Source organism: Cryomorphaceae bacterium 1068 (assembly GCA_027214385.1).
Classification (GTDB): Bacteria; Bacteroidota; Bacteroidia; order Flavobacteriales_D; family Cryomorphaceae; genus JAKVAV01.
The window spans coordinates 55,950-71,043 of sequence record JAPVXR010000011.1 but is presented as its reverse complement, the minus strand read 5'-3'; the positions used below and the strand labels follow the sequence as shown (position 1 = coordinate 71,043).

Sequence of the window (15,094 nt, the reverse complement as noted above, 5' to 3'; positions counted from 1 at the left end):
TCGCAAAGAGGTGAATGTGATATTTATAATGTCATTCAATGATTACCTTTACGCAAACGAAAAATTTGAACATGAAAAAGCTGTTTATTCCCTTAATTGCCTTTGGCCTTTTGACCGCTTGTGGAGGAAATACCGAGACCACTGAAGAAAATGTAGAAGTAGAAACCATGGTGGATGACCACGCAGGTCACGATCATGGTGATGAGATGTCGGGTCCTGAAATGCCGGCGGTACCTGCGGACTCAAAAATTTTCTTTGCCAATATGAAAAATGGTGATGCCGTCGCATCTCCCGTTTACGTTGAATTTGGTGCAGAAGGCATCGCAGTAGAGCCAGCCGGTGAAGTGAAGGAAGGCTACGGACACCACCACATCATTATCGATGGCGACTTTATTCCTATGGGCGAGGCCGTTCCTGCTGATGATACGCACATTCACTACGGTGGTGGTCAGACGGGTGACACCCTTAACCTGTCTCCGGGGGTGCACACACTTGTTCTACAATTTGCCGATGGTTTGCACAGATCTTATGGCGAAGCCTTGAGCGCAAAGATTCAAGTGAAGATTTTGGAATAAAACCAAACGAGATTGAGTTTAAAAAACGCTCCGGAAACGGGGCGTTTTTTGTTTTTACTCCACTCTATCAGGGCTCGTCACGAACCATAATAAAGCTTTGCGGTTTTTACTTTAAGGGCAAACTATTCGTCCTATTGTCTTCTTTGCGAATGGAGTTCATCTACACCTTTCGTATCGAGAAAAAATGCTTTGGTCGAATAGTCGTCGAAAACGTGCTTTAGCTTTTTGACAAAGTGTAGATTTTACACTATTTTAGGAGGCTCTGTTAACTAGTTGTTTAAACCGATTGTTGATGCTTAGATTTTTATTGCGAACTACATCATTGTTACTTCTTTTGTTTGCGGTCGTTGAGGTGCAAGGGCAATTCAGTTTTTCTGATAATGCAACCAACTACGGCGGTAGCTGGACGAATGGCTCAAACAACGGTACAGGATACAATGCTTGGTCCATCACATCCGGTGGAGGAACAGCAGGAACATTTATAGGGGACCCGGCGGCAAATGGAATGGGTACAATAGGGATTGGATCAACTGCCTTTGGATTATTTGGTCATTCTGGAGTTTTCGTTAATGCCGTTAGATTCTTTGGTGAAAACGGCACGAACGTTTCAATGCAAATCGGTGACCAATACAGCTTTTATTGGGCTATGAATTGGGATGCAGGAAGTGGAAGCAAAGGGTTTGATTTGAGAGCAGGAGGAGCAACTGTCTTCAATGTAAATAACGGAAGCTCTGCAACTATCACAACCACTAATGGGGTAGCTGATGGTGCATTTGGTACGAGCCCAATGTTGGTAACTCTGACCAGAACAAGTTGGACAGAATATTCTTTTTTAATGACCAGAAGAAGTGATGGCTCCACTTACTCTACCACCATTTCGAGTTCTCAAAACATTGACAATATCAATATTTACATTGGTGCTCAACCTGATCCTAACGGAAATCGAAACATTTTCTTCAATGATTTTTCGTTCATCAAGGCTCATAATCCATACGAGATTCAATCCAATGTAATAGAGCCTCGCACCTTAACTGGCTCGTCAACTTTAACTAAAACAGGTACGGATATTCTAACATTAGATACTGACAATCCATACACGGGTGTAACAACAGTATCTCAAGGAACGCTCGAGATTTCGGGAAACATGGCCAGCTCCGAAATCATCGTGAACAGTGGAGCTACTTTAAGTATCCAAGGGAATGTTTCCATCAATGACCTCACCATAAACTCGGGAGGCACGGTAATTCAAAACGGATTTACACTCACTGTCAATGGTGATATTAATTCTTCGGGAACCTACGATTTCAATGGCGGTGGCTCACCACTCATCGTAAACGGGGACTTAAATATCATCGATGGCAACTTTAGTCTCAGCTCAAATTCAGGAGGTGATCTTCAACTTACAGGTGATTTTAACAAAACGGGAGGAGCATTCAACTGCAACAACAGGCAAATTCAATTTAACGGAACGACGGATCAAACATACCAAAGCAATACTTCAGAGGAAATTGATTTTTTTCTGAATAGCAATACCGCAGCCACTTTGACCATTCTTTCTGACGCCACTGTTTCGGATTTCGGTAACAACTGGATTTTTGGTGCTTCGTCAAACACCATTATTTCAGCGGGAGTAACGATTACCCATGGAGATAATGCTGTTTTCACAGCAAACAATGGTGGAGCGTTGGTTCAAGTTTTCGGAACGATAAGAAATGCAGGAGGTCGGGGTGCCGATTATTTTTCGCTCGCTTCCATACTGATCATTGAGTCGGGAGGTGTATACGAACACAACATGACGCGATCGGTAAGAACCTCCCTGGGAGAGATCCCCGCAGCTACATGGAGCCCGGGCTCACTCTGTCTAATAAATGGCCTCACCAATCCGAATAACGGGGTAGATTTCTCCTCGAGTTCTGAAGAACAGCCTTTTTCTTCTTTCGAATGGAATTGCCCGGCTCAATCAGCCAATGTTAGCCTTACAGGAAGTACCATAACCACAGACAGTTTTACTATGACCTCGACGGGGACGGGGGGGCTCGGTCTTGGAGCTGGTACAAGCGGAACTATAGATTGCACAAATTATACTCAGACTGGCGGAACGATCAATTTCGCCTCAGGCTCAGGCGCCGGCCGAATTTTATGCTCCGCGCAGTACTCGCACACGGGAGGTACTCTAACTGAAACCAGCTCCGGATCGGGTTTGGTTGAATTTGACGGAACGGCTTCTCAGACAGTTACTTCTACAGGCGCGGTTAATAATGAGGTGAGCTTCCGAGTAAACAACCCGGTTGGAATCAACATTCAAAACGGAAGCACGATAAACATCAATGCTGATGCTTTTTTCTACCGAACGCAAGGAGCCGTAACTACCACAGGATCAGGAAGCATTTTATATCAGCCCGACGGAAGACTGTCTTACGATGGCATTGCTGCAATAACTACAGCAAACGGAGAATTTCCTTTGGCAAATGGTCCTTCCTTTTTAGAAATAAACAATGCAGCAGGAGTCTCATTACATGCCGGTAGAGCGCTGGCAGGTGGGCTCTTCTTCACGGATGGCCTCCTATCGTTGGGTGCAAATGACTTGGAATTGGAATCAGGTGCAACAATATTAGGCTCCCCTTCCGCTAGCTCTCATGTAAACACTAATGGAACAGGAGAGTTGGTTAGAGTCTATGGAGCATCTGAGTCTGGAATTTTCGGATACCCAATTGGAGAAAATGGTTTTGCACCCGTATTTCTCGATCTTTCCAACGGAGGTACGCCTCGTGATATTGGTTTGCGAGCAGTTGATGGAAATCACCCTGACCTCAACAATCCCGCTGCACAAACAAATTACCTCTCCAGATATTGGGTAGGATCTAATTCGGCTGGCGGGAGTTATTCATACGACCTTACTCTTGGGTACGAGACCTCAGATGTAAACGGAACAGAGTCCCTGATTAAAATAAACCGATGGAACGGAACTGTTTGGAGTCATATTGGATCTACCGCCAACACGGCTGCCAACCTCCTTGCTACTGATGTAACCCTCGACGAGGTCTCTGAACCCATCAGCGGAACTTTCGAATTAACCGGTCGAGTTAAACCGAGAGAACTTACAGAAACTTCGGATTTTGATGAGTTTACTACCATAGAACCAACGCCCTCCCCTGAGCAGAGCTTTGATATTTCGGGAACCGCTCTAACGGGGGATGTAACCATTACAGCGCCCACTGGATTTTCTGTTTCATTGACTAGCGGAGGACCGTTTACCGCTTCCGTGAGTATCACTCCACCCGGAGGTAACCTTGCCGCAACCACAGTCTACGTTCAACTCAATGGAACCACGGAAGGAGCGTTTTCAGGCAATTTAACACTGGCGTCTCCTGGACTTACCTCCGTGCAGATTCCTTTGATCGGAACGGTATTGAGTCCGAATACGGTGATTATTGATTTTGATGATGTTACTAAATGGAATGCGGGTAGCAGTGGAAACATAGATACTTATTCCAATGACCACACTTACTTAGATAATGATTGGGAATTTACCGGAGGGCCTGCAAGGAGAAGAAATACTGTTGATCAAGATGGAGTTCCATCTGCCCTGGATAATACGAGTTGGAATTTACAAAACAACTCTAGTGTTGTATGGACAGCAACATACTCTTCCGATGGAACTGCAAACTCTTTCGGTTTTAAAGTTCGCAGGTGGGATGATTCTCCTCAACCAAATTTCATTGTAGAATATAGCACGAATGGAGGCTCATTATACAACACAGCTATACCAGTTTTAAATAATACATTTTTAGGCAACACTTCGAAATGGAAAACCTTCAATTTTAATCTTCCGACTCCAGTCACTATTGGTGTTAACGAACTAATCATTCGTGTTTCTGCATTGTCAAGTACAGGACACATTTTTATCGATGATTTCTCATTCGATGTGACACCCAATAGCTGTGCGCAGCCCAACTTATTCTTTAGAAGCAAGAACTCAGGAAATTGGACCAATCGTGGAACTTGGGAAACCAGCACCACGGGTCTGGGAGGATGGAGCGATGCCCAATGTGCGCCCGACTCTGATGCTTCCCAGGAAATAACTATCCGAAATAGCCACACCGTAAATGTAGGTTCGGATATTGATTTCGAATTTTTAATTATTGAAAATGGTGGTAGACTCCTTCACGAAGGTGGCGATATAACGATGAATCCAGGCACTGGGCCAGCGGAAATAGTGGTAGAAAGTGGTGGGATCTATGAACTCGACGGAGGCAATGAACCCATTTATAATGGAGGAGCAGAGATACTGGTTCAGTCAGGAGGTGTGCTCCGCATTTCTAATGCGGTGGGTGGAATATCTGACGCAATGGCTGGTGATGGTAGCTTGGATCGGGTATTCTATGAAAACGATGCCGTTTTTGAATGGAATGCCATCGGATCATTTGCAACAGGCAACCAAGATTATTTTCCCAATGCCACACTAGCTGAAATTCCGATTTTTAGGCTCTCGCAAAATGTAGGTACAGTAGGTGCAGGAACGGCCACCACCGTAAATGGAATTTTTGAAGCTAATGCAAACATCTCTTGGCAAAATAGTGGCATAAAAACCTTCAGAAACGGCATTACTGGAAGTGGAAACGTCACTCAGTCCGCCTCACCTGCATGCGGTACTTTCAGAATTACGGGAGATGCTGTGTTAGGTGGAACAGGAATTCTGAGCCTTAATAACAATGATTTAGAAATTGCTTCAGGTGCTATAGTTGATTTAACCTCTGATAAAACGATCAATTCAACAGGTTCGACCAATCCCAACATCACGATAAACGGAATACTCAACGACAATGGCTTCTCCATTCCGGGAGACTACAATTCCGTTACCATGAGCAATGGTTCAGAGGTTAATGTTGAAAATGAGTTTGGCTTCGCAGGTACAGGTGGAACTTTCGCCAACACATCTGCTATCTTTAATTTGGCTGATGCTTCGGTAGTCGATTATCAACGAGCAGGAGCCCAAGAGATCAGCGGCATCAATTATGGAGATGTCGTTGTGAGAGGCTTGGGACTGAAATCATGCGACGGGTTGGTAGAGACAAGAGGAATTGCAATTGCCGAGTCTGCCTCACTAGGTTCCGAGGCAGGTGCCGAGCTCAGGGTTGAACACCACTTCATTTTCCAGTCGCCTGCTACATTTGATCAATCTGCTTACGATGAATTGACTTTGTCAATGGTCAGCACAATCGATGCGTCAGTAAATTCATGGACGGACGTTCGTTGCCTCAATTTCACAGCTAATACTTCAAACGACATAAATCTCATCGGTGGATTTTCGCAGCTAGAGATCAAGAACAGTTGGGACAACGAAATGACTTCAAGTGGGGTATTTACCGATAATGGAATTGAAATAATCGTTGGAGGTAATGCTTTTGTGAAAGGTGGCGTGTCAAACTACAACCTAACAGGAACACTTCGTTTCGTCGGAGAGCAGAGCACTCAATCATTACAAGGAAGTACATCTACAGCCCAAGTATTTGCCGAAATAAATGAACTCGTGGTGAGCGGCGGGCCAAATCCTCCGAATGTGAATATCCCCACAAGCTCAGGAATTACCGTGAAGGGAGACGTCACCATTGCTGAAGGAACATTAGCCATGGGTTCAGGTATTCTGACACTCGGAGGAAACTGGACCAATTACAATCAAAGTGGATTTTCCGAAGGAATTTCGAGGGTTTTATTCAACGGTACCGGTTTCCAAGACATTACTTGCCCTGGAGGCGAAGTATTTTCCAGCATGACCACTATCAATGCAGACCCTACTGGTGGAATAAGACTTCAAGATGGACTCAGCCTAACCGGAATAAACTCAAATATTCTCGACATGATTTCGGGATCAATAATCGATATCCAAGATCATACTCTGGCTATTAATGGATCAAATGGAGGGGCTGCCGGCACAAATCTTCGGGTCAATGACGGGCTTTGCACCATTCTATCTACCAATCCATCAGTGGATAGTAGAGTCCTTATTCAAAATGGAACGAAAGAGGTGCTATCAGTAAATGGCGGTAGTCTTCAATTGGAAAATCCTTTAACGGTGCGACTAGAGTCAGGTCTTAACTGTGGAACACCAGATATAACAACTGTATCAGGAGTTTTAGAAATTGCCAATGGTGGTTTTATTGAAACCAATCCTCCGGTCTACACCCCTATTTCATCCCGTTTACGCTACGTTGCCACACCAAATTATACAAAAGGAAGTGAATGGAATGCTACTTCCGGACAGGGTTTTCCCAATGATGTTGAGGTAAGAGGAACAAACCTAAGTATGAACATAAATACGCCCCATGAAACAGCGAGACATCTGCAAATATCTGAAGGCGGTACGCTTAACATCGGTAACAACGGGGGAACCGGAAACCTTACAATAGGAGGGAATGTCGAAATCGGTACTACCGGAACGGGAAATCTTATTTTGGGTAATAACTTCGGAGGAGACCTATTTGTAAAAGAAAATTTCTCTCTGCTATCAGGAACGTTTAACCCCAATGATAGAGAGGTGATTATGATTAATGGAGCCTCTTCAACTAGCTCCATTTCCGGTGTCCTTACATTTGATTTTCTTGCGGTAAACTTCACAGGCGGTACCGTGAGTGTAACAGATAACCTGACCATTAATAATAGATTAAGGCTTACTGAAGGTGCCTTCGATTTTACGACAAGTAATGCCAACCTTATCATGGAGGATAATTCTAAAATCCTTCGTGAAGCTACCTCATCCACGATTGACAAAGAGCCATTGGTAGTTGGATCAGATCAATACGATATTGAATATACCGGCACCATGACCAGCTCGTTTGAGTTCTCATCAGATGTCGATGCTGTTGACGAGTTATTCCTGAACGGAGCTTCAGGATCGATATCGGTAGCATTGAATGACGATCGCACCTTCAACGGCGATCTTCGCATGGTGAATTCCACATTGGATTTAGGAAACAACACACTTTCGGCAGCTGAGAATGTAGCAGGTGCTGGTGCTTTTGATGCGCAAATCATTGTGGATGGAGTTGACACTTGTCGTGTAACGGGATCTCCGAGTAGCGTTTTTCAAGCTATTGGTACAGGTGGAACTGACCCTGGATTTAGAACGAAGCAAGTGGTTTCCCAAAATAACACAAAACTACTTTTTGAGGAAGATGTACTAGTCAGAATTGGAAACGGAGGCTTTGATTTTGGTACAGGCAATCCAACCAAGATCGACGGAATACTTGAGGTAGCCGGAGGTGGGTACGCCATCCTCAATTCTTGTTATTACGGAAATTCATCATTACTTCGTTTCGCAAACGGTTTCAGCTATGTTGTCGATGCAGATGATGTAACTTGGGATAATGGAGACATTGCCTCAGGAAATCCAGGAATTCCATACAACGTAGAAAGCTCGGGGGATGCGAGTACTGACCTAACACTAAATAGCCCGCGTTCACTGAGGAACGATCTAACCATTACGGGAAGTCAGTTTACGCTCACGACGAACTCAGGGACATTCGAAATAGGTGGAGATTGGAATCGATCAGGCGCAACGAGTGCATTTAACCCAACTGGGCAAGAGGTTATTTTCAACGGAACTGAAAGCCAGACCATTAATACTTTTGGAGGAGTAGCTTCAGAGGTATTCTTTAAATTGACTTTTGCTAATACAGGGGTGAAAACGCTTCAAGAAGACGTAACTGTTCTGGATGAGCTGAAGATTGAAAGCAACGGAAACCTCAACATCAATGGTCAGGAGTTATTCCTCGGTGGAAATTGGAACAATCTCGCGGGAGAAAGTGCAGTTACCGAAACGGGCACGGTTCATTTTGTAGGTTCTGAAGTTCAAACCATTTCAAGTGTGGGAGAAGAAGTTTTTGACGATATCGTGATTCAAAATACTTCAGAATTGGCGGAAGGCGTGCAACTGGTAAGTGATATCCGCATCAATGGCAATGCCGATTTCCTAGGAGGTATTATCCACCCGCTAGGAGGCGAAGAAGTAATTTTTGGAAGCAATGTCTTACCTAGTGGTGGAGCACTCAATTCTTATGTTAATGGAGTGGTTCGAAAAGATGGTTTTGCCAGCACTGTAGGTATTTTCCCAGTTGGATATTTTGAGGTCGTTAGCCCTGGTGATACCGTATCCGTTTGGAGCCCTGCGGGTATAATCGCATCATCAACCAATGCGGCACTTGAATTCAGTATTGAATACATACACCAAAACTATTTGCCTGGAACCAGCTTCCCAAGTAATCCTCCACCATTAGGTCCGGGATTAGTCTCGGCTTCGACTTGTAATTATTGGGAGGTCAATCGTTTTGGCCCTGCAATCGACGCTCAATTGCAGCTTCAATGGAAAGATTCTACAACGTGTTATGATATTCAGGATCCAGCTGACTTGAGAGTAGCACGATGGAATGGAAGCGAGTGGGAGGATGTAGGTGGTTCCGGTATCGCTCCTATTCCATACACCGTAGGAGCTGTGACCTCTGGAACAATCTCTTCGTTTAGTCCATTTACAATTGCTACATCAAATACAACAAATGTCCTCCCCATCACCCTCCTTTCCTTCCAAGCCGAAGTCAAGGACGATTTGGTTCATACCAACTGGATCACTGCTTCCGAGATCAACAATGACTTCTTTACCGTAGAACGATCCAAGGACGGTAGTTCTTGGGAAGAAGTGGGAACGGTAGAAGGTGCCGGTGATTCGAATACGGAGTTGGCTTATGCTTTTGTAGACGACGCCCCTTATTCGGGTATTTCCTACTATCGATTGCGTCAAACTGATTTTGACGGAACGACCACCGTAAGCGAGATTAGAGCAGTCGAGATTCTTCAAGGAAGCGACTTCGGTCTGGACAAAGTTTACCGTGGGCAGGACGGTCTCAACTTAGTTTACCGATCAACGGCGCCTTATGTAGTAGTAGAGATCTATGATCTACTCGGAAAGCGCATCCATGGTGAACTCCTAGAGAATTATGGAAACGGATTCGCTACGATTCATCCCGACTTGGCACGCGGAGCTTATGTACTGAAACTCTCACACGGGAGTGAAATGGATACTGAGAAGTTTGTTTGGTAGTAGTTCGAAGGGCGCAATTCGTAGCTCGTAGCTCGATTGGGCGTGCTGAATTTTCTTACACCGAGGACGCGGAGAGGTCTTGACAAGCAAAGCCTGAAAGACGAGGGCACTGAGCTCGCTAAAGCTCGGTGGAGAATGAGGCGTGAAAAGGTTGTTTGGTAAATTGGGACTTGGCTGCCAGCTGCAAGCAAATCGTCATGAGATAAGGGAGATTTGGGGCGAGGTCGATGGTCGATGGTCGATGGTCGTAATTAAAATTTCACAATCTATCCGGAATAGTGATTTGACAGAATAATTGGGAAAGATTGTCTGCAATTGTCCAATTATGACCCGAACGGGATGATTTGAGACCAAAAAAGGAAATGAATAGGAGTTGGTTAGGGATAGGTATGGGATAGGTATGGGATAAGTATACTTGAGGATAGGTGTTGGAGGTGGGTTTGTGGGTAGCGGGCTTCAGGCTTTGTGCTGTAGGCTACAGGCAGTATGCTGCAGGCTTCAGGCAGAAAGCTTAAGGCTCCTGATTTCCCATGTTTCTTTGGGATACTGTTTATAAAAATGAACGAATCGTTTACAATACGGTAATGTTAAGGCCTTAGCGGTCAGGGTTAAAATGGGTATCTTCGTTGGATAGTACTTAACCGATTGTAAATGCTTATTTCGTCATTAACTTCCGTCGAGAGGTTTTTCTTTCTATTCATCTTTTTGATTTTTGCTGAGATTGGACAGTCACAAATATCAGAAGGTTTTGAAACTGGACTCCCAGGCTCGTATACAACAGGAAATGTGAGTCTCTCTAGCGGTAGTTGGGAGGTTAGGAATGTTTTCAGAGAGTCTTCTGGAAACTCCAGGACTGGTACAGCGGCTGCTCGAATTAATGACGACATTCCAAACTCATACCTCACCTCTCCTGCTCAAAATGGAATTGGTGATATCATTTTTTGGTACCGTGAGTTGAATTCTGGTGGAGGGACTTTTGAAATTCAAACTTCAACTGATGGTGTCACTTTTTCTACTGTAGCTACTCAGGCATATTCAGGTCAGTCTTATCAACAGTATTCGTATTCTATTAATAACGGAAGTAGTAATCTGCAGGTACGAATCCTCAGCGATGATAACCCTGGACACTTGATTATTGACGATTTGGAACTATCTGTTTTTAGTGGCTCGAGCAACCCCGAACCGACCAACCACCCCACCCTCTTTTCTTGCACCACCTTCTCTGATGATCAGATTGACCTTACCTGGACGGATGCCATAGGAACTGATCTACCAGATGGCTACCTTATCAAATGGTCGGATGTGAGCTATGCAGCCATCTCAAATCCCACTGATCTTTCTGATTCAAACGGTCCAAATTCAACAACGGTAAATCAAGGAATAGAATCGGCCTCAATCAGCGGCCTAGATCCCAATACCCAATATTTCTTTAAGATTTGGTCCTATTCCAACTCAGGATCAACCATTGATTATAAAACCAGTCCTGCCGCTCCTCAAACGGACTGCACAACGGATAATGGGCCAATATGTATTGCGATTCAAAGTTTTGAAGTAGGGGATTCGTGGAGCTATACAGCCTCACCTGTGCCTTATAATGTATCGGGAGATGTCTGGGACATTGAGGGCTCTCCTTTTCTTGGGTTAAATGCAACAGATGGCACGAATCTCTGGGCAATGCAGGATTTGAATAATGGAAACGGAGGAGGAAGTTTTCGTCACGAATTGACTTTCAGCAATCAAAATATAGCGGGCTATACCGCCGCCACCATAAGTTTTGACTATAAAGTATTTGAATTTGACGGAGGTGACGATCTTTTTTATGAAGTATTCGAAGATGGACTAAGCATCGGCGAAGTCCAATTAGTGGATGGAACGAGTAATACTTCTGCAAGCGGAACGGTTACTGTTAATCTATCTCCTGGAACATTAACGGCATCTATTGTTATTGGTGCTGAACAGAATGGAGGCGGAGATTATGGTATTATTGACAATGTAAAAATATGCGGAATTGCCCCTTCCTGCACGCCAACTCATGCAATTACATCAATCCTTCCAACTTCAGGCCCGGCAGGAACCCTAGTCACCATTTCGGGTAGCGGATTCACTGGTGCCACAGCCGCCTCGCTTAGCGGTATCAATGCCACATCAATTACTGTTATAGACGACAACACCATCATTGCAGAAATTCCAGAGAACGCTACCTCAGGGAGTATCGGAGTTACGGTCGCGGGATGCGAAACTCAATCAGGTCAAAATTTCACTTTACTCGTGGATGATGGAGACTGCGGTGCCTCAGGTGGCGGTGGCTCCTTTGCGAGCGACCTCTTTATAAGTGAAGTGTATGACGCGAATTCAGGAAGCCTGAGTTACGTTGAGATCTTCAATGGGACCAATGCTACTGTAAATCTGGCAACTGATAATTATGTGATTCGAATACGCACCGGAACCTCTACCGATAGTGATTACCCGATGACGGGGAATTTAGCGAGTGGTGATACGTATATCTTACGCTTAGGATCAAGTTCATCCACCTGTTCAAATTTTAGTCCGGATCAAGATCTTCCCTTAGCCCCCGGTTTTAACGGCGATGACAGAATCTACCTTAGAAAAAACAATGCAGACCTAGATTACGCACCCAACCCAAACCATCCCGATGCTGGCGGAAGCGGTGGCTCTCAGCCTGGTTTTAGTCAGTCCAGAAACGGCAGTGTTACCTCTCCCTCGACCACCTATATGGCAGCCGACTGGACTATCGGAGCAAACGAAGTGTGCGACGATCTAGGTATCGCACCTTTCGTCCCAAATGGGTCTGATGTTACCATTAGTACGCAGCCATTGGATGTTGATTGCTCCGCATTGACGTTTAGCGTGACCGCAACGGCAGACCCAATATTTAATCCCACTAACCCTTACGTGTGGCGTTACAATGAGCCTGGCACGGATACATGGGAATTGGTCAGCTCGTTAAATGGTGTGAATGGTTTGATCGTCACTGGCTCAGGGACTTCATCGATTACCATTACCGGAAACACCGCAAGCTTACTCGATTACCAATTTTATGTAGACATCACAGCAGATGGCACTCCCGACTGTACGAGGTCTAGCAACGCTGCCCAGTACACTTACGAAACCCGTGCTTTCTATCGTTCAAACGGCAGTGGTGATTGGACCAATGTCGCCAATTGGCAGATGAGCGATACGGAGTTTGGAAGTTATGTGGCGGCCTGCCAATACCCTACTGAAAGTGGTTCTTCGAAAGTGAATATCTTGAGTGGAGACTCAATCTTTCTAGACAATGTTGCCATCACCATTGATGAGTTAGATGTGAATTCGAATGGTGTTTTAGCAATCGGCGAGGGAGGTGAACTCTTCATCAATAATGGAGAGGTGAGTGGGGCAGATTTCACTATCAACGGCACTTATTTCGATCAAGCTTCTTCGCCTGATGGAATTGAATTTAATACCGACGCCACTTGGGAAATTGCGCCAGGTGCTACCATCATCAAAACCAACACCTCATCGGTAAGTCGATATAGAGACAATTACGAGACGGGTATCGTAAACATCCCGGCTACGGCTAACTGGATATACAGAAGAGAAGCGGTGAACGAAGTTTCTGTTGCCTCTACTGACATGTATTATCCCAACCTCACTTTTGAAAATAATGTTGGCGGAAACTATACTCCCGGATCTAACTTGTATTTCTTTCAAGGTTCTTCCAGTCGCCCGGTCATTTATGGAAACTTAAACATTGGAGGAAGTGGAACAGGAGGATATACGATGATAACCAATAACCTGAATACTGATCCGATTTTGGTTAATGGAGAATTGATTATTCAAGCGGGCTCTACGCTCACTAATAACGATACAGGTGGAAGTAATGAAGGAACGGGAATAGAAGTCAAGGGTGATCTCACAGTAGAAGGCTCTTTGGATTTCACATCATCAACAGTTGCGGGCCGCGGGCAACTAGTCCTGTCGGGAAATGGTGATCAGCTAGGAATCGGCGATGGAAATGCCTTATCGGTAAACGAATTTGAAATCAATAAACCAGCAGGTGACTTCTTTACAGAGTTTTCTTTAAACGTAAATCGAGAAGCTCGATTTATTGACGGTATTTATGAAATTGATGATCTGGCTTCGAATCCCGCGGATGTAGAATTCTCAACTTCAGCTACAGCGATTGGAATGAGTAATGCCAGTTTTGTAGACGGTACCGTGGTGAAGTTTGGTTCAGCCGATTTTGACTTCCCTATAGGCGATACGCACGCTGATGGGGGTAGCTTTTACCAACCACTTGTCATGTTTGGACTGACCGGAACCAGTGGTTTTTCAGCGCGATATTATGCCGAAGAGCATCCGAACGCAGGGCTGTACTACGACGGAGAATCAAATAATATTAACGATTTCCAAGAAATTGGTAACTGCGACTACTGGAGGTTTGAACAAGTAGCGGGCACTGCTGACCCCATATTTGGCGTGCGATTTACCAACTCTGATCCCGAATATTGCAATGTAGTTGGTGCACCCGAATTCATCCGTATTTCGAGATGGAATGGATTCTCGTGGGATGAAATTCCATCAGCTGACAATGGTACTGAAATAGAATTGGATCAGGCCGTTGGGGTAGCCGTTGGAAGTGATTATGGAGAGTTTGTTCTTTCGGGTCCTGAGGTGGGGAATTCAAACGTCCTCCCCATCACCCTCCTCTCCTTTCAAGCGGAAGCGAAAGGGCAACAAGTCATCACCGATTGGATTACCGCCACCGAAATCAACAACGATTTCTTTTCCATCGAGCGATCCAAAGACGGAATTTTTTGGGAGCAGGTAGGAACCATTGAAGGTGCAGGCGATTCCCACACCGAACTCTCCTACTCCCTCACCGACCAAAGACCATATACGGGAATATCATACTACCGCCTGCGCCAAACCGATTTCGACGGAACCTCTACCTTGAGCGAACCGCAGGCGGTCGAAGTGCTTTCAAACGGCGATTTTGCACTCGATCAGGTCTATCACGCCCAGGAAGGACTCAACGTCATCTACCACGCTACCGCTCCTTTTGTGACCGTTGAAGTTTTCGATCTACTCGGAAAACGAGTGCACGTAGAATCTCTCGAAAACGGTGGAAATGGATTTGGAACCATTTATCCAGATTTGGCTAATGGAGCTTATTTGTTGCGGTTGTCGAATGGTCAAGAGATGGCTACGGAGAAGTTCGTTTGGTAAATAGGGTTTAGGCGTATTGAGTAGTGCGTAGATCGATTGGGCGCGGAGGTTTGTTGCACAGAGGACACAGAGAAGTATTTTGCGAGTTAAGGTCTAAAAGATGAGTACACTGAGCTCGCTACAGCTCGGGGGAGAATGATCAGTGCGAAGGCAGCAGTTAGGTGTTACCTTGAAATTAAAAAAATATATCTCAGCGAAA

The 15,094-nt window shown here is 45.0% G+C and carries 3 protein-coding genes; all 3 read left to right on the top strand.

Translation table 11 applies throughout. The features are described 5' to 3' along the window. Positions 1 to 71: 71 nt before the first annotated feature. Positions 72 to 575 carry a DUF4399 domain-containing protein gene (locus O3Q51_13420; protein ID MCZ4409814.1) on the top strand — a complete coding sequence of 168 codons (504 nt, stop codon included), beginning with the start codon at positions 72 to 74 and terminating at the stop codon, positions 573 to 575. A gap of 292 nt (positions 576 to 867) precedes the next feature. Then, positions 868 to 9,666 carry an autotransporter-associated beta strand repeat-containing protein gene (locus O3Q51_13415; GenBank protein MCZ4409813.1) on the top strand — a complete coding sequence of 2,933 codons (8,799 nt, stop codon included), beginning with the start codon at positions 868 to 870 and terminating at the stop codon, positions 9,664 to 9,666. A gap of 651 nt (positions 9,667 to 10,317) precedes the next feature. Then, on the top strand, positions 10,318 to 14,895 hold the full coding sequence (locus tag O3Q51_13410) for a T9SS type A sorting domain-containing protein (GenBank protein ID MCZ4409812.1): 4,578 nt from the start codon (positions 10,318 to 10,320) through the stop codon (positions 14,893 to 14,895). Positions 14,896 to 15,094 lie beyond the last annotated feature (199 nt).